Here is a 21,138-nt window from a genome sequence, read left to right on the forward strand (position 1 = left end):
GCTCGCGATCCCGGCGTCCCGGCAGGCACGGGCGACACGAACAGCGATTTCGCCACGGTTGGCGATGAGCACCTTGCGCACGATGGCTCCCTCCTTGAAACAAGCTGAGTTTAGGGACTGCCGACACGGCGTCTCGACCCGTCCCCAATGGTGAGCTTGCCCACACGGAGTGTGAATCGAGGCTCGCTCGGGTCGTGAAATCCCTTGTCGCACCACGGTACGCAGGGTTCCTTTACGGCACAGTAGCCCCGAGGTGTGGCACAGGTCTCTGTTCGTGGGGCCAGTCGCCGTTCGGGTTTCTTTGTCGGGTCCCTACGAACAGGGTCAAGATTCTTTGCTCCACCAGCGGTCTTGGGGCTTCCCGTGAGAACCCTTGTCCGGCCGTTTACCGACCAGTAGCCTTCCCGCTGTCGACCGTACTGTCGGTAACAAGCGAATCCAGGGGGTGGCCGAGGTGGCCCGCAGACCGATCGCGTTCATCACGGCCGCCGTGCTCCTCGTCGAGGCGCCCGCCGTCGTCGGCCTCAACGCGGTCATGGCCCGCTTCGTGGAGATCCAGTCCATGTCGCTCGACGGCCTCGACCCCGACCACATGGTCACCGGCACCTGGGCGCTCGGCATCGGCTCCGGCGCCGCCCTGCTCCTCTGCTCCCTGGTCGCCCTCGTCACCGGCGTCCGCGACCGCCGCCCCGGCCGGCTGGGCCGGGGCCTGCTGATCGGCTGCGCGATCGTCCACGCCGTCCTCGGCGCGGTCGTCGTCGGCCTGGTCGGCTGGGCCGCCTTCGCCGTCCTGATGACGGTCGTCGGCCTCGTCGTCCTCACCCTGGTGGCGTACGGGAAGGACCCCGAGGCGCCCGAAAAGGCCGAGGAGGCGCGGCCGCTGACGGTCTGAGGACCGGCTCAGACCGTCCAGAGGTCGGTGATCCGCACGTCCAGCCGGGCCAGCAGCCGCCGCAGCAGCGGCAGCGACAGGCCGATCACGTTCCCCGGGTCGCCGTCGATGCCGTCCACGAACGGCGCCGACCGCCCGTCCAGGGTGAAGGCCCCGGCCACGTGCAGCGGTTCGCCGCTGGCGACGTACGCGGCGATCTCCTCGTCCGACGGCTCGCCGAACCGCACCACCGTCGACGCCGTCGCCGACTCGTACCGCTTGGTCTCCGTGTCGTACACGCAGTGACCCGTCTGGAGGATGCCGACCCGGCCGCGCATGTCCTTCCAGCGGGCCGTCGCCTCCGCCGCGTCCGCCGGCTTGCCCAGCGCCCGGCCGTCCAGCTCCAGGACCGAGTCGCAGCCGACGACCAGCGCGCCGGACGCCTCCGGCCGGGCCGCCACGTGCGCCGCCTTGGCCTCCGCGAGGGCCAGCGCCAGCTCCGCCGGGGTCGGCGCGTGGACCTTGTCCTCGTCCACCCCGCTCACGATCACCTCGGGCTCGATCCCGGCCTGCCGGAGCAGGCCCAGGCGGGCGGGGGAGGCGGAGGCGAGGACGAGCCGGCGGGGCGCGGCCGGGTGATCAGCAGTCATGGGGGGCAGCGTACTCAGCGCGCGCCCGCCACGAGCATCAGGACGACCATGGCCAGCGCGAGCAGCACGCCCGACCGCCGCAGCATCTCCTGCGTCTCGCGCAGGAACTTGGGCGTCTTGTTCTCCGGGTCGGACCACAGCATGGTCCCGATGGTGCGCCGGGCGGCCCCCGGGACGCCTGAGTACGCGTACTCAACCGCCCCGTGACTCCCGTGACACCCCGTCCCACCTGCGGTTCCCCGCCCGGACACGGCGGAGGGCCGGACCCCCCGCACACGGGGTCCGGCCCTCGGGACCGCGCCCGTCCGGCCCGTCAGACGGGCCAGGCGGACCGGGCCCAGGCGCGCGGGCCCGGCCGGGGGTGGACCGAGCGGGCGATCCGCGCCGGGTCCGACCAGCCCTCCGGAGCCGCCGGCCCGCCGCCGCCCGCGGCCGCCGCCGCCAGGACCGCGGCCCGTGCCCGCACCACCGCCAGCGCGGCGGCCAGCTCCTCGGGCGTCGGGTTGCCTCGTACGACCTTGATCATCGTGCTGTCCCTCCCGAGGGCTAGAGCGGGATGTTGCCGTGCTTCTTCGGAGGCAGGGATTCCCGCTTGGTCCGCAGTTGGCGCAGGCCCTTCACGATCTGCGACCGGGTCTCCGAGGGCGGGATCACCCCGTCGACGTAACCGCGCTCGGCCGCGATGTACGGGTTGAGCAGGGTGTCCTCGTACTCCTGGATCAGCCGTGCCCGCACCGCCTCGACGTCCTCGCCGTTCGCCTCCGCCTCCGCGATCGTGCGGCGGTGCAGGATGTTGACGGCGCCCTGCGCGCCCATGACGGCGATCTGCGCCGTCGGCCACGCCAGGTTCAGGTCGGCGCCCAGGTGCTTGGAGCCCATGACGTCGTACGCGCCGCCGAACGCCTTGCGGGTGATGACCGTGATCAGCGGGACCGTCGCCTCGGCGTACGCGTAGATCAGCTTCGCGCCGCGCCGGATGATGCCGCCGTACTCCTGGTCCACGCCCGGCAGGAAGCCCGGCACGTCCACGAAGGTCAGGACCGGGATGTTGAAGGCGTCGCAGGTGCGGACGAAGCGCGCGGCCTTCTCGGAGGCGTCGATGTCCAGGCAGCCCGCGAACTGCATCGGCTGGTTGGCGACGACGCCGACCGGGAAGCCCTCCACCCGGCCGAAGCCGGTCAGGATGTTCGGCGCGAAGAGGGCCTGCGTCTCCAGGAAGTCGCCGTCGTCCACGACGTGCTCGATCACCCGGTGCATGTCGTACGGCTGGTTCGCCGAGTCCGGGATCAGCGCGTCGAGCTCCAGGTCGTCGCCCGAGACCCCGGTGTCGGCCTCCTCCGGGAAGGACGGCGGCTCGGAGAGGTTGTTCGACGGCAGGTACGAGAGCAGCTGCTTCACGTACTCGACGGCGTCCTTCTCGTCGCCCGCCATGTGGTGCGCCACGCCCGACGTCGCGTTGTGCGTGCGGGCGCCGCCCAGCTCCTCGAAGCCCACGTCCTCGCCCGTCACCGTCTTGATGACGTCGGGGCCCGTGATGAACATGTGCGAGGTCTGGTCCACCATCACCGTGAAGTCGGTGATCGCGGGGGAGTACACCGCGCCGCCCGCGCACGGGCCGACGACCAGCGAGATCTGCGGGATCACGCCCGACGCGTGGGTGTTGCGGCGGAAGATCTCGCCGTACATGCCGAGCGCGCTCACGCCCTCCTGGATGCGGGCGCCGCCGGAGTCGTTGATGCCGACGACCGGGCAGCCGGTCTTCAGCGCGAAGTCCATGACCTTGATGATCTTCTGGCCGTAGGTCTCGCCCAGCGCGCCGCCGAAGACCGTGAAGTCCTGCGAGAAGACGGCCACCGGGCGGCCGTCCACCGTGCCGTACCCCGTCACGACGCCGTCGCCGTACGGCCGGTTCTTCTCCAGGCCGAAGTTGGTCGACCGGTGCCGGGCCAGCTCGTCCAGTTCCACGAAGGAGCCCTCGTCCAGCAGCAGGGCGATCCGCTCGCGCGCGGTCAGCTTGCCCTTCGCGTGCTGCTTCTCCACCGCCCGTTCCGAACCGGCGTGCGTGGCCTCGTCGACGCGGCGCCTCAGGTCCGCGATCTTGCCCGCGGTCGTGTGAATGTCGATCTCGTACTGCTCTGCCGGCTCGGACATCGGGATGCGGCTCCCTGCCTGGTCACGGGGGGTTCGTGGACTGCGAATGGGCTACTGACGGCCTACTGACCCGTAGCGTATCGGCGCCGGTACGGCGGCGCAGTGCGGTCTATCCCACACCTAGTCTGGCTTGCATGACGTCCTCCCACGGCTCCGGCAGCCCCTGGTCCGACCTCGGCCGGCCCCCGCTCAACGCGCGCGTCCTGCGCCAGGCCCTGCTCCTCCCCGACGGCCTGTGGACCTCGCTCGACGTGGTGCCCCGCACCGGCTCCACCAACTCCGACCTCGCCGCCCGCGCCGCGGAACTCCCCGAGGGCGCCGTCCTCGTCGCCGAGGAGCAGACCGCCGCGCGCGGCCGGCTCGACCGCACCTGGAGCGCCCCCGCCCGCTCCGGCCTCTTCCTCTCCGTCCTCCTCAAGCCGGACGTCCCCGTCCACCGGCTCGGCTGGCTGCCGCTGCTCACCGGCGTCGCCGCCGCCGACGGCCTGGCGAAGGCCGCCGGCGTCGACGTCTCCCTCAAGTGGCCCAACGACCTCCTGGTGAAGGTCGACGGCGAGGAGCGCAAGGCCGGCGGCATCCTCGCCGAGCGCGCCGGGGACGACGGCGTCGTCGTCGGCCTCGGCCTCAACGTCTCCCTCGCCGCCGACGAGCTCCCCGTCCCCGGCGCCGGCTCCCTCCTCCTCGCGGGCGCGGTCTCCACCGACCGCGACACCCTGCTGCGGGCCGTCCTGCGCTCCCTCGCCGACCGGTACGGCGCCTGGGTCCGGGCGGGCGGCGACCCGGAGGCGTCCGGCATCCAGGCCGCCTACACGGACGGCTGCGCCACCCTCGGCCGCCGGGTCCGCGCCGAACTGCCCGGCGAGCGGACCCTGGAGGGCGAGGCGATCGGCGTGGACGGCGACGGCCGCCTGGTCGTCGCCACCGAGGGCGGCGGCACCGAGGCGGTCGGCGCGGGCGACATCGTCCACCTCCGCGCGGCCGGCTGACCGGACCGGCGGGCCGGGCGCACCGGCCGCGGGCGGGGGTGACCCGGCTGTGACCGGGCGTTTCCGGGGCGCGACCGGCCGGGACTCCCCGGGCCGTTCCGGCGTGAGCCAGCCCACACCTGTCGTATCGTGGAGCGCGATCCAGGCGAACAGATCGGCAGGACAGTGGGCAGCGGCAGGGAACGGGCAGGAGGCGGCCGGTGACCGTCGACGACGCGAACACGGGCGACGACCGTCCCGGGAAGCCCGAGCCGTCCGCGGCGGACGGCCCCGCGGAACCCTCGGTGTACCCGACGCCGCACCACGCCGTCGACCACACGGCCGAGCCGACCGACGACCCGCTCGCCATCCGGCTCGAACAGCTCATCCTCGGCGCCGACCGCCGCTACACGCCCTTCCAGGCCGCCCGCACCGCCGGCGTCTCCATGGAGCTCGCCTCCCGCTTCTGGCGGGCGATGGGCTTCGCCGACATCGGCCAGGCCAAGGCGCTCACCGAGGCCGACGTCCTCGCCCTGCGGCGGCTCGCCGGCCTGGTCGAGGCGGGGCTGCTGAGCGAGCCGATGGCGGTCCAGGTCGCCCGGTCCACCGGGCAGACCACCGCCCGGCTGGCCGAATGGCAGATCGACTCCTTCCTGGAGGGGCTCACCGAGCCGCCGGAGCCCGGCATGACCCGCACCGAGGTGACGTATCCGCTGGTCGAACTCCTCCTTCCGGAACTGGAGGAGTTCCTCATCTACGTGTGGCGGCGCCAGCTCGCCGCCGCCACCGGCCGCGTCGTGCAGGCCGCCGACGACGAGGAGATGGTGGACCGCCGCCTCGCCGTCGGCTTCGCCGACCTCGTCGGCTTCACCCGGCTCACCCGCCGCCTGGAGGAGGAGGAGCTCGGCGAACTGGTCGAGGCCTTCGAGACCACCTGCGCCGACCTGGTCGCCGCGCACGGCGGCCGGCTGATCAAGACCCTCGGCGACGAGGTGCTGTACGCGGCGGACGATGCCGGCATCGCCGCCGAGATCGCGCTCCGCCTGATCGAGACCCTCAGCGAGGACGAGACGATGCCCGCGCTGCGCGTCGGCATCGCCTTCGGCACGGTGACGACCCGGATGGGCGACGTCTTCGGCACCACGGTCAACCTGGCGAGCCGGCTCACCTCGATAGCCCCCAAGGACACCGTCCTCGTCGACAGCGCCTTCGCGCAGGAGCTGACCCGCACCGGCGAGGTGCCGGTCTCGGAGGCCCAGGCGGCCGAGGAGGCGGCCCGCGCCGAGAAGGAGGGCCGGACCCCGGACGCGTACCGCTTCGCCCTCCAGCCGATGTGGCAGCGCTCCGTCCGCGGCCTCGGCACGGTCGAACCCTGGCTCCTGGGCCGCCGCCCGACCTAGGGCCTGTCTGACGATTCCCGCTGGGTCCGGCCCGCCCGGCACGCACTCCCCCAGAGGGGGGACCCCCAGCCGCACGGCCGAAACGCCCAAGTAGCTCCGCTACAAGGGCGCCCCGGCCGCACGCCGATCGCACGCACCGAACGACCCGGCCTGATCCGACGCGAATTATCAGACAGGCCCTAGGATCCCGGTGAACAGTCGTTAACCGGGAGGGTCGAGGTATGTCCGAGCAGCGTTTCGGCGAGTTCGTGGCGGTACGCAGGGACGGGGACGGGCACGTCGCCGAGTTCGTCCTCGACCGGCCCAGGGCCATGAACGCGGTCTCCTCCGAGATGGCCCGCTCGCTGGCCGCCGCCTGCGCGGCCCTGGCCGCCGACCCCTCGGTCCGGGTCACCGTCCTGACCTCCTCCCACGACCGGGCCTTCTGCGTCGGCGCCGACCTCAAGGAGCGCAACTCCTTCACCGACGCCGACCTGGTCCGCCAGCGGCCCACCGCCCGCGCCGCCTACACCGGCGTCCTGGAGCTGCCCATGCCGACGGTCGCCGCCGTGCACGGCTTCGCCCTCGGCGGCGGCTACGAGCTGGCGCTCGCCTGTGACCTGATCGTCGCCGACGCCAGCACGGTGGTGGGCCTGCCGGAGGTCTCCGTCGGCGTCATCCCCGGCGGCGGCGGCACCCAGTTGCTGCCGCGCCGGGTGGGCGCGGCGCGCGCCGCCGAACTGGTCTTCACCGCCCGCCGGGTGGAGGCCGCCGAGGCGCACGCCCTGGGCCTGGTGGACGTGGTCGCCGAGGACGCCCGGGAGGCGGCCCTGGAACTGGCCGGCCGGATCGCGGCGAACTCGCCGGTGGGGCTGCGCGCGGCGAAGCGGGCGATGCGGCTGGGCCAGGGCCTGGACCTGCGGGCGGGCCTGGAGGTCGAGGACGCGGCCTGGCGCTCGGTGGCCTTCTCCGGCGACCGCGCGGAGGGCGTGGCGGCCTTCAACGAGAAGCGGAAGCCGCAGTGGCCCGGCGAGTGAGGCACCCGCGCCGCCGTCACCGCGCGTGACGTTCTCACTTTCCGTGAGCTTCGGTGACGTCCCGGAAGGGAAAACGGATCATTCGTATCTAAGCTGGAGGAATGGGAGAGGACGGACGGCTGCGGGCCGTAGTGGCGCTGGCGCAGGGGATGGCCGCGGCGCACACTCCGCGCGAGTTCTGGTGGGCCGCCGCGCTCGGCGCCTGCCGGGGCCTGGACGGGAGCTTCGGCGCCCTGTCGGTCTGGGAGCGGGACCACGGGCGGCTGCGGGTGCTGGTGAACGCCGGGGAGCGGGCCGAGGGGGAGGAGGAGTTCCCGGACGCGGAGACGTATCCGGTGCACCAGTTCCCCGAGATCACCGAGTTCCTGCACGAGCGGTGGGCGGTCGGCGGCGGCCCGAGCGCGTGGGTGGAGAGCGCCGACGCGCCGGTGGCCACCGGCCGCGTCCAGGGCCTGCGGCGGCGCGGCCGGGCCTGCTGCGTGGTCGCCCCGGTGGTCCTGCACGGACGCGCCTGGGGTGAGCTGTACGTCGCCCGGAGGCCGGGGCAGAAACCTTTCCTCCGGGCCGACGCCGAGTTCGCGAACGTCCTCGCGGCGGTCGTCGCCGCCGGCATCGCCCAGGCCGAACGGCTCGAAGAGGTCCGCAAGCTCGCCTTCACCGACCCGCTCACCGGCCTCGCCAACCGCCGCGCGGTCGACGCCCGCCTCGACGAGGCCATCGAGCGCCACCGCGCCGACGGCGCCGTCGTCAGCCTCGTCGTCTGCGACCTCAACGGCCTCAAACGGGTCAACGACACCCACGGCCACGCCGTCGGCGACCGCCTCCTCGAACGCTTCGGCTCCGTCCTCTCCCGCTGCGGCGCCCGCCTCCCCGGGGCCCTCGCCGCCCGCCTCGGCGGCGACGAGTTCTGCCTCCTGGCGGTGGGGCCGCCGGCCGACGAGGTCGTCGCGGTCGCGGAGGAGCTCTGCGTCCGCGCCGCCGCACTCGAACTCGGCGAGGGCGTCGCCTGCGGGGTCGCCTCCACCGGCGACCCCATCGGCCCGCTCCGCTCCGCCCGCCGCCTCTTCCGCCTCGCCGACGCCGCCCAGTACCAGGCCAAGGCCGCCCGCTCCGCGAAACCGGTGGTGGCCGGCCGCGACGGCACCGTCGTCCGCCTCGCCGACGCCCCGCCCGGCACCCGCGACCGCCGCCGCTTCCGGGACGCGCCGCCGGCGGAGCTCCCGCCGGAGCCGTGACGGCGCACCGGGCCGCCGCCGGTGCGCCCCGGTGCTCCCGGTAAGGGGCCCACCACCGCCGGGACGGTGACGGAGTCAGCTAGTGACAGGTTCGTCTTCAATCCGTAGGGTGCTGAATATGGATATGCAGACAGTCGTGCTCGGCACGTCCGGCACCACCCCCCAGGACGTCATCGCCGTCGCCCGCCACGGCGCCCGGGTCGAGCTGTCGACCGAGGCCGTCGAGGCGCTCGCCGCCGCCCGCGCCGTCGTCGAGGCGCTCGCCGCCAAGCCCGAGCCCGTCTACGGCGTCTCCACCGGGTTCGGCGCCCTCGCCACCCGGCACATCGACCACGAGCTGCGCACCCAGCTCCAGCGCAACATCGTCCGCTCGCACGCCGCGGGCATGGGCCCCCGCGTCGAGCGCGAGGTCGTCCGCGCCCTGATGTTCCTGCGGCTCAAGACCGTCGCCTCCGGCCACACCGGCGTCCGCCCCGAGGTCGCGCGGACCATGGCCGACGTCCTCAACGCCGGCATCACCCCGGTCGTCCACGAGTACGGCTCCCTCGGCTGCTCCGGCGACCTCGCCCCGCTCTCCCACTGCGCCCTCGCGCTCATGGGCGAGGGCGACGCCGAGGGCCCCGACGGCACCGTGAGGCCCGCCGGCGAACTGCTCGCCGCCGCCGGCATCGAGCCGGTCGTGCTCCGCGAGAAGGAGGGCCTCGCCCTCCTCAACGGCACCGACGGCATGCTCGGCATGCTGATCATGGCCCTCGCCGACCTCGACACCCTCTACAAGTCGGCCGACGTCACCGCCGCGCTCTCCCTCGAAGCCCTCCTCGGCACCGAGAAGGTCCTCGAACCCGAGCTGCACGCCATCCGCCCCCACCCCGGCCAGGCCGCCTCCGCCGCCAACATGCTGGCCGTCCTCAAGGGCTCCGGCCTCACCGGCCACTTCCAGGCCGGCGAAGCCCCCCGCGTCCAGGACGCCTACTCGATCCGCTGCGCCCCGCAGGTCGCCGGCGCCGGCCGCGACACCATGGCCCACGCCCTCCTCGTCGCCGAGCGCGAACTGGCCGCCGCCGTCGACAACCCCGTCGTGCTGGGCAACGGAGAAGTCCGCTCCAACGGCAACTTCCACGGCGCCCCCGTCGCGTACGTCCTCGACTTCCTCGCCATCGCCGCCGCCGACCTCGGCTCCATCGCCGAGCGCCGCACCGACCGGCTCCTCGACAAGAACCGCAGCCACGGCCTCCCGCCGTTCCTCGCCGACGACGCCGGAGTCGACTCGGGCCTCATGATCGCCCAGTACACGCAGGCCGCCCTGGTCAGCGAGATGAAGCGGCTCGCCGTCCCGGCCTCCGCCGACTCCATCCCGTCCTCCGCCATGCAGGAGGACCACGTCTCCATGGGCTGGTCCGCCGCCCGCAAGCTGCGCACCGCCGTCGGAAACCTCGCCCGGATCATCGCCGTCGAGCTGTACGCCGCCACCCGGGGCATCGAGCTGCGCGAGGGCCTCACCCCCGCCCCCGCCTCGCGGGCCGCCATCGACGCCCTGCGCGCCGCCGGTGTCGAGGGCCCCGGCCCGGACCGCTTCCTCGCCCCCGACCTCGCCGCCGCCGACGCCTTCGTCCGCGAAGGCCGCCTGGTCGCCGCCGTGGAGCCGGTCACCGGCCCGCTCGCCTGACACCCGCGCGGGCCGTCCCCCTCACGAGGAGGGGCGGCCCGCCGCCGTCAGGACGCGCGTCCGTGCCGCCGCAGCGCCAGCGCCACGAAACCCGCGCCGACCCCGAGGAAACCCGTCCCGCCCAGCACGTACGCCGTCGTGTCCGGGCCCCCGGTCTCGGCCAGCCGCCCGTCGTCCGGGTCCGCCGGAGCCGACGTGCCCCCGCCGCGCACGAGGCCGACGCCGGGGCCGTCGGAGGCGTTCGCCGAGGGGACGAACCACAGGGCGCACAGCAGGGTGCCCGCCGCGACGGAGGTCAGCAGGGGGCGTCGGGCGGCGGACACGTGGATCTCGTTCTCCCTAGAAAGGCCCAGCGGGAAGCCCGCGGTGGCCAGATGCTAGTGAACCCAGCGGGTCGTGGGAAAGCCGGACCCCCGCGACCCCTACGCTCCCAGCCATGAGCACCCCCGAATCCGTCCCCGCCGCCGACGGCGCCCCCGCGTCCGAGCCCGGCACCGCCTCCCGCCACGTGCGGCTCCGCGTCGACATCGTCCTTGAGATCGACGACCCCGCCGCGCTGACCGCCGCCGCCGAGCGCCGTATCGACGCCGACGAGTTCATGCCGGCCGAGGAGCGCGCCCACGCCCGCACCGCCGTCCAGGACGACCCCTCCGAGGCCCTGTCCTACCTGGTGGAGCCCTTCGACCTGGTCCGCGACCTGCCCGGCGTCGAGCTCGTCCAGGCGGCCTGGAGCAGCGAGGAGGCCGAGTACGACCCCGAGGCGATGGAGTGGGACCTCGACGGGGAAGATGACGACGAGGAAGACGACGACAGCGACAACGACGGCGACGGCGAGAACGGCGACCGGGTCTAGGGGCGCGCACGCACCCCGCCGACGGGCCCCGGGACGGCGTTCCGGGGCCCTCGTGCGAACAGGGGCGCGACGGCGGGAACCGGACGACTTCGCCAGGCGTGTCGAACAGTGTTGTTCAGTGGTCTTCCCCACAAACCCCCCGCTTCCGGAACCGCAGGGGGTCTCATGGGTGTTCTGATGGATTGACAGGGAATCTGCGACGATGGAGAAGCGTGTGATGACGGTCGGCAAGCACCGCAGGAGCCTGGCCGCGGCGGCGGCGGTGCTCAGTGGCGTACTCGTGCTCTCGGCCTGCAACGACGGGGACAAGAACGAGTCCGCCGGCCCCGGCACCCCCTCCGGCACGTCACAGGCGCAGGTGGACGAGGCGGCCGAGCAGAAGACCTCCAAGGCGCAGATCACCATCTCGCCCGAGAACGGCTCGCAGAACGCCTCCATCAACAACGACGCCAAGGTCGCCGTCAAGGAGGGCAAGCTCACCGCCGTCTCCATGACCTCCGCCGAGGGCGGCGAGGTCAAGGGCGAGATAGCGGCCGACGGGCTGTCCTGGAAGCCGACCGGAGCGCTCCAGCGCGCCACCGTCTACAAGATCGCCGCCACCGCCGTCGACGCCTCCGGCCTGGAGGCGCACGAGAACTCCTCCTTCACCACCGTGTCGAAGGAGAACAGCTTCATCGGCAACTTCACCCCCGAGGACGGCTCGACCGTCGGCGTGGGCATGCCGGTCTCGATCAACTTCAACAAGGCGATCACCGACAAGAAGGCCGTCCAGGCGGGCATCACCGTCTCCTCCAGCTCCGGCCAGGAGGTCGTCGGCCACTGGTTCAGCGGCACCCGCCTCGACTTCCGCCCGGACGACTACTGGCAGGCCGGCTCCACCGTCACCCTGAAGCTGGAGCTGGACGGCGTCGAGGGTGCCAACGGCGTCTTCGGCGTCCAGCAGAAGACCGTCACCTTCAAGATCGGCCGCAGCCAGGTCTCCACCGTGGACGTCGCCGCCAAGACGATGACGGTCAAGCGCGACGGCAAGGTCGTCAAGACCATCCCGATCTCCGCCGGCTCCCCGGACAACACCACCTACAACGGCCAGATGGTGATCTCCGAGAAGTTCAAGGAGACCCGGATGAACGGCGCCACCGTCGGCTTCACCGACTCCGACGGCAAGGGCGAGTACGACATCAAGGACGTGCCGCACGCCATGCGGCTGTCCACCTCGGGCACCTTCATCCACGGCAACTACTGGGGCGCCCGCTCCATCTTCGGCTCGGTCAACACCAGCCACGGCTGCGTCGGCCTCGCCGACGTCAAGGGCGCCGGCGACCCCAACCAGATGGCCGCCTGGTTCTACGACCAGTCGCTCATCGGCGACGTCGTGATCGTCAAGAACTCCAAGGACAAGACGATCGCCCCCGACAACGGCCTCAACGGCTGGAACATGGACTGGTCCACCTGGAAGGCCGGCTCCCAGGGCTGACCCCCGGAACATCCGAAGGGCCCTCCCCGCACCGGAGAGGGCCCTTCGGCCTGTCCCCGGCCCATGACCTCCGGGGTAATCGACCCCGCGCCCGGTCCCCGGCACGCTGGTCCCATGACCGCATACGCCCTCGCCAGACTGCGCCCGGAGCCCGTCCTCGACCCCGAGGTCCTCGACTACATGGACCGCATCCAGACCACCCTCGACCCCTTCGGCGGCCGCTTCCTCGTCCACGGCGCCCCCCGCCGCGAGGTCCTGGAGGGCCGGTGGCCCGAAGCCCTCGTGATCATCGGCTTCCCGACGTACGCACAGGCGAGGGCCTGGTACGACTCCGAGCCGTACCAGGCCCTCCTGCCCCTGCGCACCCGCCACATGCCGGGCGACGTCCTCCTGATCGACGGCACCCCCGACGGCTACGACCCGTCCGTCACGGCGGCCGCGCTGCGGGCCTCCTACTCGGCCGGGACCACGCCCACCGGGCAGGAGACGCCCGTGCCGCCGATGCCGCAGTAGCCGGCCGGGTTCTTGTCCAGGTACTGCTGGTGGTAGCCCTCCGCCGGGTAGAAGGGGCGGGTGCCGTCGGCCGGCAGGACGTGGGTGGTGATCTCGCCGTGGCCGGAGGACGCCAGGGCCTTCTGGTAGGCCGCGCGGGACGCCTCGGCGGTGGCGGCCTGGGCGGCGGAGTGGGTGTAGACGGCGGAGCGGTACTGGGTGCCCACGTCGTTGCCCTGCCGGAAGCCCTGGGTCGGGTCGTGGGACTCCCAGAAGACCTTCAGGAGCGTCTCGTACGACACCTTCGACGGGTCGAAGACGACCCGGACGACCTCGGTGTGCCCGGTCAGGCCCGAGCAGACCTCCTCGTAGGTGGGGTTCGGCGTGTGGCCGCCCTGGTAGCCGACGAGCGTCGTCCAGACGCCGTCGGTCCGCCAGAACTTCCGCTCGGCGCCCCAGAAGCAGCCGAGGCCGAAGTCGGCGGTCTCCAGGCCCTCGGGGTAGGGGCCGGCCAGCGGGTTGCCGAGCACCGTGTGGCGCTCGGGGACGGAGAACTCCGGCTCCGGGCGGCCGCGCAGGGCCTGCTCCGGAGTGGGCAGGACGGGGGTGCGGGACAGGAACATGCGGCATCTCTCCTCGACGCGGTTCGGCAGTCCGCACAACGCCGGGACGGCCGCCGCTGTTCCCCCGCCGCACGGGCCCGCGACGGACCCGCCGCCCCGGCGCACGCCCCCGTCCCGGCCCCGCCGCCCCGGCCCGCGACGGACGCGCCGCCCCGGCCCGGGGGCACGCGGCGGTCAGGGCCGCAGCGTCATCGGGCTCCCGCCGTTCGCCTCGTACCCCGCCACCGCCAGGTTCCGCACGACCGTGTACTCGGCCGCCGGGTCGGGGCTCAGCGTCCACGGCAGCGCGCCCACGTAGCCGTCCACGTGCACCAGCTGGTGCATCGCCTCCGACCAGCGCTCGGCGCTCACCAGGAACGACACCAGCAGGTGGCGTACGTGCGCCAGCATCGGGTCGTCCGGGCGGGCCGAGTGGACCGCGTACAGCGCGCCCTCCATCGCCCGGCCCACCACCGCCGTCCGGTAGAAGTCCCGCACCAGCACCATGTCCGGCACGTGCTCGAAGAGCGCGAACAGCGGCAGCGCCGCCAGCAGCGAGCCCTTCGGGGCGCGGGCCGCGGCCGTCGTCGCGAAGTGGTCGGCCTCCTCGCGCGAACCGTGCCACTTCTCGCACCAGTAGTGCAGCGCCGCCAGGTGCGCGCCCATGTGCTGCGGCGCCCGGTCGATGACCTCCGCCCACACCCGGTCGAACTGCTCGTGCCCGTACCCGAGTCCGCGCGCCACCGCCAGCTTCGTGATGTACGGGACGGGGTCGCCGGGCGCCAGCGGTGCCGCCTCGTCGGCGACCTTGCCGGCCTCCTCCAGGATGATCCGGAAGTCGTCGCTGCCGGCGGCCGAGGAGCGCCACGCCTGCTGCACCAGGAACTCGGCGTGCACCGCCGCGCCGCCCGCGTCCTTCGGGGCGTCGGCGCGCCAGGCCCGCAGCCACGCGCCGCCCTCGCCGGGCCGCTGCGCCAGCTCCAGGGAGGCCGCGCCGGCGAACGCCTGCACCCGCTGCCAGCGGACCTCGCCCTCCTTGCCGGTGCCCGCGAGGAGTTGGGACGCGGCCCGCCAGTCCTGGGTGGCCTGGACGACGCGCAGCACGTCGAGGAGGTCCTCGTCAGGACCCGGCAGCCGCACGTCCAGTTCCTCCTGGCGGGCGAATCCGTACGCCTCCGGGTCGGCGGCGTCGGGCGTGCCGGGCGCGACCTGCCGGATGCCGCCGCCGCGCCGGCGCAGCAGGTAGGGGCCGAGGACACCGAAGAGGAGACCCAGGGCGATCAGGAACCAGAGAACATCCATGCGTCCATTGTCCAGGACGCCGCCCCGGACGAATCGCGGCGTCGGCGGGTGCGCGGCACTACGCTCCTGAGCATGAGCGACCAGCACAGCCACCAGAACTTCGAGACCCGCGCGATCCACGCGGGCAACACCGCCGACCCGCTGACCGGCGCGGTCGTCCCGCCCATCTACCAGGTCTCCACCTACAAGCAGGACGGCGTGGGCGGACTGCGCGGCGGCTACGAGTACAGCCGCAGCGCCAACCCGACCCGCACCGCCCTGGAGGAGAACCTGGCGGCGCTGGAGGGCGGCCGCCGCGGCCTCGCCTTCGCGTCGGGCCTGGCCGCCGAGGACTGCCTGCTGCGCACGCTCCTCGCCCCCGGCGACCACGTCGTCATCCCGAACGACGCCTACGGCGGCACCTTCCGCCTCTTCGCCAAGGTCGTCCAGCGCTGGGGCGTCGACTTCTCGGTCGCGGACACCTCGGACGTCGCGTCGGTGCGGGCCGCGGTCAACGACCGCACCAAGCTGGTCTGGGTCGAGACCCCGTCGAACCCGCTGCTCGGCATCACCGACATCGAGGCCGTCGCGGGCGTGGCCCGCCAGGCCGGCGTGAAGCTGGTCGTGGACAACACCTTCGCCTCGCCCTACCTCCAGCAGCCGCTGGCGCTCGGCGCGGACGTCGTCGTCCACTCCCTCACCAAGTACATGGGCGGCCACTCGGACGTCGTCGGCGGCGCCCTGATCGCGGCCGACGCGGAGCTCGGCGAGGAACTGGCGTACCACCAGAACGCGATGGGCGCGGTGGCCGGCCCGTTCGACTCGTGGATCGTGCTGCGCGGCATCAAGACCCTCGCCGTCCGCATGGACCGCCACAGCGAGAACGCGACGAAGGTCGCCGACTTCCTCTCCCGCCACCCGAAGGTCACCCAGGTCCTCTACCCGGGCCTGTCCGGGCACCCGGGCCACGAGGTCGCGGCGAAGCAGATGCGGTCCTTCGGCGGCATGATCTCCTTCCGCGTCGACGGCGGCGAGGAGGCGGCGGTCGCCGTCTGCGACCGCGCGAAGCTCTTCACCCTGGGCGAGTCCCTGGGCGGCGTCGAGTCCCTCATCGAGCACCCGGGCCGGATGACGCACGCGAGCGTCGCCGGTTCGGCCCTGGAGGTCCCGGCCGACCTGGTCCGCCTCTCGGTCGGCATCGAGAACGTCGACGACCTGATCGAGGACCTGCGCGAGGCGCTGGGCTAGCCCCTGTCCGGCGGATCGCCGCGGGCCCGCGACGCCTGGCACGCGCTCCCGCCGGTACGCCACGGGCCGGGCACCCCGCAGCGGGGTGCCCGGCCCTTCCGCGTGTCCTCAGGTGCCGGGCAGCGCCTCCTTCAGGCTCGCCCGGACGCCGTCCCGCAGCTCCTGTCCGTCGGTGTGCCCGTGGACGGAGACCGCGTGCTCGGCGGCGGCGCGGACGACTTCCTCCTCCTCGCCCGAGATGTAGAGCGAGCAGCCCGAGACGCTCGGGGTGTCCCGGCAGTCGGTGGCTTTCCTGGTCATGCCGGCCTCCTGGTGCTGTCCGACCGACCCCTCTCCCTACCAGGCTAGGCCGCCGTTCACGGCCCGTCGAACGGCGGAGTGGTGGCGGCCGGCGGCGGTTCCCAGGGGCGGGCGTCGGCCGCCCAGAGGGTGAACCAGAGGACGGCGAGCGCGCACAGCGCCCGGAGGGTCCGGCGCAGCAGCCGGCCGCGCCGCCCGAGCCGGGCCCCGCGCGCCGCGGCCCGCCGGCCGAGGTCGCCGGGGACGGGCGGGTGCGCGGTGTCGAGTAGCCGCCGGACGGCCTCCTCCTTCTCGTCGTACCTCACGCGGCCGCCCCCCTGCCCCCGGCACCCCGGGAGGCCGCACCGAGGCCGCTCGGGGCCGGGCCGGGGCCGCGCCGCTCCGCCCGGACACGGGCGACGGCGCGGGCGCAGACGGCCCTGATCCGGGCCTCCGGCAGGCCGAGCAGCGCCCCCACCTGCTCCTCCTCCACGCCCTCGTACAGCCGGAGGACGAGGACGAGCCGCTCGTGCGGGGTGAGGACGGCGAGCGGGCCGCCCCGGCCGCCGTGGTGGCGCCAGGCGGTGCGGGCGAAGCGGAGCGCGAGGTCGTCGCGGGTGAGGGCGTACGGGTCCTCGTCGGCGTTCCGCTCCCGGAGGGCGTACGTGTGGGCGAGGGCGGCGGTCAGCAGCTCCCGGGCGTACGGGTTGCGGGCGCGGGTCTCGGCGGTGAGCAGCGTCGCGGTGTGCAGCAGCCGTCCCGCCGCGCCCGCCACGAAGGTGTCGAACTCCTGGGCGCGGCGGGCGTGTTCGGACCGTCTCCGGTTCTTCCCCTGGTTCCCCACACCTCATCTAGCCGCCGGAGGGGAAGCGGGGTCAACCCCCGTGCGCGACCGGCCGCGCACGGGGCCGGGCCCGGTCGTGTCCGGCCGGCCGCGCACAGGGGGCCGACCGGTCCGCGCGGCCGGTCGCGCACGGCCCCGCCCGGTTCAGCCGCCGTGCGCGGCCCCGGCGGCGCCCGTCTGGTGGGCCGCCGCCTGCCGGGCGGACAGCGCCGCGTTGAAGCGGGTGAGGAGGGTGCGGAAGGAGTCGCGCTCGTCCCGCGTCCACCCGTCGGTGACCTCGGCCATCAGCCGACGGCGCGACTCCCGCACCTCCTCCAGGCGGTCGAGGCCGCGCGGCGAGAGCTGGAGGACGACGGCGCGCCCGTCCTCGGGGTGCGAGGTGCGCTTGACGAGGCCGGAGTCGACGAGCGGGGCGACCTGGCGGGTCACGGTCGAGGAGTCGATCCCCATCCCCGCCGCGAGCGCCTTGACGCCCATCGGCCCCTCCCGGTCGAGCCGGTTGAGGAGCAGGTAGGCGGCCCGGTCCATGGAGTTGCGGAGCTGACCGGTGCCGCCGAGGCGGGTCTGCTCGGCCCGGCGGGCGAAGACGGCCACCTGGTGCTGGAGGGCATCGAGGAGACCGGGGTCGAGCTCGGTCGACATGTCCTGAGAAGTGGGCATGGCTGGGGGCTCTCTCGTGCGGGGGGTGGGCGGTGTGGGGGACAGAGTACGCGGACCGGACGGGCTGCGTACCGGCCCTGCGCAAACCGGTCCCGGGGCCCGCCCGGCGGGCGGCCGGGACCCCGGTGAGCTGCGAGACTTGAGGTCATGACCTTCGGTACGCCTCACCCCTTGCACCGGCTGATGCTGGACGACGTGCGCGGTGCGCAGAAGATGCTCGCGGGGGTGGCCCGGACGACCGTCCTGGAGGGCAGCCGTCACCTGTCGTCGCTGGTGGGGGCGCCGGTCCTGCTCAAGTGCGAGAACCTCCAGCGGACCGGCTCGTTCAAGCTGCGCGGCGCGTACGTGCGGATCGCGGGGCTGCGGCCGGAGGAGCGGGCGGCCGGGGTGGTCGCCGCCTCGGCGGGCAACCACGCGCAGGGTGTGGCGCTCGCCTCACAGCTGCTCGGGGTCCGCGCGACCGTCTTCATGCCGGTCGGGGCGCCGCTGCCGAAGGTCGCGGCGACCCGCGAGTACGGCGCGGACGTCCGCCTCCAGGGGCACGTGGTGGACGAGACGCTGGCCGCCGCGCAGGAGTACGCGGACGAGACGGGCGCGGTCTTCATCCACCCCTTCGACCACCCCGACGTGATCGTCGGCCAGGGCACGGTCGGCCTGGAGATCCTGGAGCAGTGCCCGGAGGTCCGGACGATCGTCGTCGGCATGGGCGGCGGCGGGCTCGCGGCCGGGGTGGGGCTCGCGGTGAAGTCGGTCCGTCCGGACGTGCGGATCGTGGGCGTGCAGGCGGAGGGCGCGGCGGCCTATCCGCCGTCGCTGGCGGCCGGGCACCCGGTGGTGGTCGAGTCGCCGGTGACGATGGCCGACGGGATCAGGGTCGGCCGGCCCGGCGACGTGCCGTTCGGCCTGGTGAGGGAGTACGTGGACGAGGTCCGCACGGTCTCGGAGGACGCCCTCTCCTCGGCGCTGCTGCTCTGCCTGGAGCGGGCGAAGCTGGTGGTGGAGCCGGCCGGGGCGAGCCCGGTGGCCGCCCTGCTGAGCGACCCGGGCTCCTTCCGGGGCCCGGTGGTCGCGGTCCTCTCCGGCGGGAACGTGGACCCGCTGCTGCTCCAGCGGATCCTGCGGCACGGCATGGCGGCCGGGGGCCGCTACCTGAGCCTGCGGGTGCGGGTGACGGACCGGCCGGGGGCGCTGGCGACGCTGCTCGCGGTGCTGACGGTCGCCGACGCGAACGTGCTCGACGTCGGCCACGTCCGCACCGACCCGCGCCTCGGCCTCACGGAGGTGGACGTGGAGCTGCGCCTGGAGACGAAGGGCCCCGACCACTGCCGGGAGGTCGAGGCGGCACTGCGGGACGCGGGGTACACGGTCCTGGACTGAGCACGCGTACGGCCCCGGACCGGGGGCGCCGGGGAGGGGCCGCGCGGACGGCCCCGGACCGGGGTGCGGAGGGAAGCCGCGCGGACGGCCCCGGCCTGGGCGCGCCGTGCCGCGTCCCCTGCCCTAGGATCGTCAGAATCACCCGAAACGATCCTCTATGTCCGGGAGTGTGGGCATGCCAGGCGCGATCCACGCCGAGGGTCTGGTGAAGACCTTCGGCGACGTACGAGCACTGGACGGCGTGGACCTGGACGTGCCGGAGGGCACCGTCCTGGGCCTCCTCGGACCCAACGGCGCGGGGAAGACCACCACCGTGCGGGTCCTCACCACCCTGCTCCGCCCCGACAGCGGCACCGCCACCGTCGCCGGCGTCGACGTCCTGAAGCACCCCGACGCGGTCCGCCGCTCCATCGGCCTCTCCGGCCAGTTCGCGGCCGTCGACGAGTACCTCACCGGCCGCGAGAACCTCCAGATGGTCGGCCGCCTCTACCAGCTGCGGGCCCCCGCCGCGAAGGCCCGCGCCGGCGACCTGCTCGACCGCTTCGGCCTCGCCGACGCCGCCGACCGCCCCGCCAAGACCTACTCCGGCGGCATGCGCCGCCGCCTCGACCTGGCCGCCGCCCTGGTCGTCTCCCCGCCCGTGATGTTCATGGACGAGCCGACCACCGGCCTCGACCCCCGCAACCGGCAGGCCCTGTGGGAGGTCATCAAGGAACTCGTGGCCGGCGGCACGACCCTCCTGCTCACCACCCAGTACCTGGAGGAGGCCGACCACCTCGCCCACGACATCGCGGTGGTCGACCAGGGCCGCGTCATCGCCCGCGGCACCTCCGACCAGCTCAAGGCCCGCACCGGCGGCGAGCGCGTCGAGGTCGTCGTGCACGACCGCGACACCATCGCCGCCGCCCGCGCCGTCCTCGCCCGCTACGGTCCCGAGGGCCGGGGCGGCGACGCCGTCGCGGTCGAGGACCACACCCGCCGGCTGACCGTCCCGGTCACCGGCGGCGCCAAACTGCTCGCCGAGGTCATCCGCGACCTGGACGCCATCGGCGCCGAGATCGACGACATCGGCCTGCGCCGCCCCACCCTCGACGACGTCTTCATCTCCCTCACCGGCCACGCCGCCGCCCCCGGCGAGGGGCGGGAGGAGCCGGGGGAGGGGGACGGCGAGGGCCGCCCGCACCGGAAGGAGCCGGCCGCGTGACCACGCTCATCGACACCGCCCCCGAGGTCCCCGCCCCGCGCGGCGGGCTCGCCCGGTCCGTCGCGGACTCCCTCGTCGTCACCCGGCGGAACCTGATCCGCATGACCCGGATCCCGGAGATGGTCATCTTCGGCCTCATCCAGCCGGTCATGTTCGTGATCCTGTTCAGCTACGTCTTCGGCGGCTCCCTGAACATCGGCGGCACCACCGACGCGGCCGCCTACCGCGAGTTCCTGATGGCCGGCATCTTCGCCCAGACCGTCACCTTCGCCACCGCGGGCGCGGGCGCCGGGATCGCCGACGACATGAGCAAGGGCCTCGTCGACCGCTTCCGCTCGCTGCCGATGGCCCGCGGCGCCGTCCTCACCGGCCGCACCCTCGCCGACCTCGTGCAGACCACGCTCACCGTCGTCGTCCTCGCGGTCGTCGGCCTGCTGGTCGGCTGGCGCATCCACGAGGGCGTGCCCAAGGCGCTCGGCGCCTTCGCCCTGCTGCTGCTCCTCGGCTACGCCTTCTCGTGGATCGGGGCCCTCATCGGCCTCTCGGTCCGCACCCCCGAGGCGGCCACCTCCGGCGGCCTGATCTGGCTCTTCCCGGTCACCTTCGTCTCGAACGCCTTCGTGAACCCGGAGCAGATGGCCTCCTGGATCCGGCCCATCGCCGAGTGGAACCCGTTCAGCGCCACCGTCCAGGCGTGCCGCGAGCTCTTCGGCAACCCCGGCGTCGTCCAGTCCGACGCCTGGCCCATGCAGCACCCCGTCTGGGCCTCGCTGCTCTGGTCGCTGCTGATCATCGCGGTCTTCCGCACCCTCGCCGTCCGCAAGTACCGCTCGGCGACCGCCTGACCCCGTCCGTCCCCCGGACACGACG

25 protein-coding genes are annotated in these 21,138 nt (G+C 73.8%); 13 read left to right on the top strand and 12 right to left on the bottom strand.

Annotated elements, in window-relative coordinates; all coding sequences use genetic code 11:
* The coding region (locus IE219_RS32620) for a biotin carboxylase N-terminal domain-containing protein (RefSeq protein ID WP_308434054.1) at nt 1-81 on the bottom strand (81 nt) is incomplete at its 3' end.
* Between the two features lie 373 nt (nt 82-454).
* Here IE219_RS32620 and IE219_RS30615 point away from each other — a divergent pair.
* Nucleotides 455-892, top strand: coding sequence for a hypothetical protein (locus IE219_RS30615; protein WP_189983459.1), 438 nt, complete (start codon nt 455-457; stop codon nt 890-892).
* An 8-nt stretch (nt 893-900) separates the two neighbouring features.
* On the opposite strand, the gene IE219_RS30620 is transcribed toward IE219_RS30615, so the two are convergent.
* The 4 genes from IE219_RS30620 to IE219_RS30630 form a co-directional block, all read right to left on the bottom strand.
* On the bottom strand, nt 901-1,521 hold the full coding sequence (locus IE219_RS30620) for a nucleoside triphosphate pyrophosphatase (protein WP_189983461.1): 621 nt from the start codon (nt 1,519-1,521) through the stop codon (nt 901-903).
* Nucleotides 1,522-1,535: 14 nt separating this feature from the next.
* A complete protein-coding gene (gene mmpB, locus IE219_RS32390; RefSeq protein ID WP_268256871.1) occupies nt 1,536-1,664 on the bottom strand; it encodes a morphogenic membrane protein MmpB in 129 nt (42 codons plus the stop codon).
* Nucleotides 1,665-1,834: 170 nt separating this feature from the next.
* Nucleotides 1,835-2,047, bottom strand: a complete 213-nt coding sequence (locus IE219_RS30625; protein WP_189983463.1) for an acyl-CoA carboxylase epsilon subunit — start codon at nt 2,045-2,047, stop codon at nt 1,835-1,837.
* A gap of 20 nt (nt 2,048-2,067) precedes the next feature.
* Nucleotides 2,068-3,672 carry an acyl-CoA carboxylase subunit beta gene (locus IE219_RS30630; RefSeq protein ID WP_189983465.1) on the bottom strand — a complete coding sequence of 535 codons (1,605 nt, stop codon included), beginning with the start codon at nt 3,670-3,672 and terminating at the stop codon, nt 2,068-2,070.
* A gap of 134 nt (nt 3,673-3,806) precedes the next feature.
* Between IE219_RS30630 and IE219_RS30635 the strand changes: the two genes are divergently transcribed.
* From IE219_RS30635 to hutH, 5 genes are all read left to right on the top strand, one after another.
* Nucleotides 3,807-4,658, top strand: coding sequence for a biotin--[acetyl-CoA-carboxylase] ligase (locus tag IE219_RS30635; protein WP_189983467.1), 852 nt, complete (start codon nt 3,807-3,809; stop codon nt 4,656-4,658).
* Nucleotides 4,659-4,858: 200 nt separating this feature from the next.
* On the top strand, nt 4,859-6,037 hold the full coding sequence (locus IE219_RS30640) for an adenylate/guanylate cyclase domain-containing protein (RefSeq protein ID WP_373298917.1): 1,179 nt from the start codon (nt 4,859-4,861) through the stop codon (nt 6,035-6,037).
* A gap of 221 nt (nt 6,038-6,258) precedes the next feature.
* Nucleotides 6,259-7,053, top strand: a complete 795-nt coding sequence (locus IE219_RS30645) for an enoyl-CoA hydratase/isomerase family protein (RefSeq protein WP_189983468.1) — start codon at nt 6,259-6,261, stop codon at nt 7,051-7,053.
* A gap of 101 nt (nt 7,054-7,154) precedes the next feature.
* Complete coding sequence (locus IE219_RS30650) at nt 7,155-8,288, top strand: GGDEF domain-containing protein (RefSeq protein WP_189983470.1); 1,134 nt, start codon at nt 7,155-7,157, stop codon at nt 8,286-8,288.
* 124 nt (nt 8,289-8,412) lie between these two features.
* Nucleotides 8,413-9,954, top strand: coding sequence for a histidine ammonia-lyase (gene hutH, locus IE219_RS30655; protein WP_189983538.1), 1,542 nt, complete (start codon nt 8,413-8,415; stop codon nt 9,952-9,954).
* Between the two features lie 47 nt (nt 9,955-10,001).
* On the opposite strand, the gene IE219_RS30660 is transcribed toward hutH, so the two are convergent.
* Complete coding sequence (locus tag IE219_RS30660) at nt 10,002-10,277, bottom strand: hypothetical protein (RefSeq protein WP_189983472.1); 276 nt, start codon at nt 10,275-10,277, stop codon at nt 10,002-10,004.
* Between the two features lie 113 nt (nt 10,278-10,390).
* Between IE219_RS30660 and IE219_RS30665 the strand changes: the two genes are divergently transcribed.
* From IE219_RS30665 to IE219_RS30675, 3 genes are all read left to right on the top strand, one after another.
* A complete protein-coding gene (locus IE219_RS30665) occupies nt 10,391-10,807 on the top strand; it encodes a hypothetical protein (protein ID WP_229850236.1) in 417 nt (138 codons plus the stop codon).
* Between the two features lie 202 nt (nt 10,808-11,009).
* The gene (locus tag IE219_RS30670) at nt 11,010-12,281 is read left to right on the top strand and encodes a L,D-transpeptidase (protein ID WP_189983473.1); all 1,272 of its coding nucleotides are present in this window, start codon (nt 11,010-11,012) and stop codon (nt 12,279-12,281) included.
* A 114-nt stretch (nt 12,282-12,395) separates the two neighbouring features.
* The gene (locus IE219_RS30675; protein ID WP_189983475.1) at nt 12,396-12,794 is read left to right on the top strand and encodes a DUF1330 domain-containing protein; all 399 of its coding nucleotides are present in this window, start codon (nt 12,396-12,398) and stop codon (nt 12,792-12,794) included.
* Here the strand turns inward: IE219_RS30675 and msrA are convergent.
* A complete protein-coding gene (gene msrA, locus IE219_RS30680; protein WP_189983477.1) occupies nt 12,734-13,396 on the bottom strand; it encodes a peptide-methionine (S)-S-oxide reductase MsrA in 663 nt (220 codons plus the stop codon). The two genes, IE219_RS30675 and msrA, sit on opposite strands and share 61 nt — an antisense overlap.
* Before the next feature lie 174 nt (nt 13,397-13,570).
* A complete protein-coding gene (locus IE219_RS30685) occupies nt 13,571-14,677 on the bottom strand; it encodes a hypothetical protein (RefSeq protein ID WP_189983479.1) in 1,107 nt (368 codons plus the stop codon).
* Nucleotides 14,678-14,749: 72 nt separating this feature from the next.
* Here IE219_RS30685 and IE219_RS30690 point away from each other — a divergent pair, with 72 nt between their 5' ends.
* Entirely contained in the window at nt 14,750-15,904 is a 1,155-nt protein-coding gene (locus tag IE219_RS30690) for a cystathionine gamma-synthase (RefSeq protein ID WP_189983480.1), read from the top strand.
* Nucleotides 15,905-16,012: 108 nt separating this feature from the next.
* On the opposite strand, the gene IE219_RS30695 is transcribed toward IE219_RS30690, so the two are convergent.
* From IE219_RS30695 to IE219_RS30710, 4 genes are all read right to left on the bottom strand, one after another.
* A complete protein-coding gene (locus tag IE219_RS30695) occupies nt 16,013-16,204 on the bottom strand; it encodes a DUF1059 domain-containing protein (RefSeq protein ID WP_189983482.1) in 192 nt (63 codons plus the stop codon).
* 56 nt (nt 16,205-16,260) lie between these two features.
* Nucleotides 16,261-16,509 (bottom strand): hypothetical protein, encoded by a 249-nt coding sequence (locus IE219_RS30700; protein WP_189983484.1) that lies wholly within the window; start codon nt 16,507-16,509, stop codon nt 16,261-16,263.
* Entirely contained in the window at nt 16,506-17,027 is a 522-nt protein-coding gene (locus IE219_RS30705) for a sigma factor-like helix-turn-helix DNA-binding protein (protein WP_189983486.1), read from the bottom strand. The genes IE219_RS30700 and IE219_RS30705 overlap by 4 nt, the downstream gene beginning before the upstream one ends.
* A gap of 144 nt (nt 17,028-17,171) precedes the next feature.
* The gene (locus tag IE219_RS30710; RefSeq protein WP_189983488.1) at nt 17,172-17,687 is read right to left on the bottom strand and encodes a MarR family winged helix-turn-helix transcriptional regulator; all 516 of its coding nucleotides are present in this window, start codon (nt 17,685-17,687) and stop codon (nt 17,172-17,174) included.
* 147 nt (nt 17,688-17,834) lie between these two features.
* On the opposite strand from IE219_RS30710, the gene ilvA reads away from it, so the two are divergent.
* The 3 genes from ilvA to IE219_RS30725 all read left to right on the top strand — a co-directional run bounded on the left by ilvA (nt 17,835) and on the right by IE219_RS30725 (nt 21,113).
* Nucleotides 17,835-19,064, top strand: coding sequence for a threonine ammonia-lyase (gene ilvA / locus IE219_RS30715; protein WP_189983489.1), 1,230 nt, complete (start codon nt 17,835-17,837; stop codon nt 19,062-19,064).
* Between the two features lie 175 nt (nt 19,065-19,239).
* Nucleotides 19,240-20,268 carry an ATP-binding cassette domain-containing protein gene (locus IE219_RS30720; protein ID WP_189983492.1) on the top strand — a complete coding sequence of 343 codons (1,029 nt, stop codon included), beginning with the start codon at nt 19,240-19,242 and terminating at the stop codon, nt 20,266-20,268.
* The gene (locus tag IE219_RS30725) at nt 20,265-21,113 is read left to right on the top strand and encodes an ABC transporter permease (protein WP_189983494.1); all 849 of its coding nucleotides are present in this window, start codon (nt 20,265-20,267) and stop codon (nt 21,111-21,113) included. The genes IE219_RS30720 and IE219_RS30725 overlap by 4 nt, the downstream gene beginning before the upstream one ends.
* Nucleotides 21,114-21,138: the final 25 nt, after the last annotated feature.

This window comes from Streptomyces termitum (genome assembly GCF_014650175.1).
GTDB classification, from domain to species: Bacteria; Actinomycetota; Actinomycetes; order Streptomycetales; family Streptomycetaceae; genus Streptomyces; species Streptomyces termitum.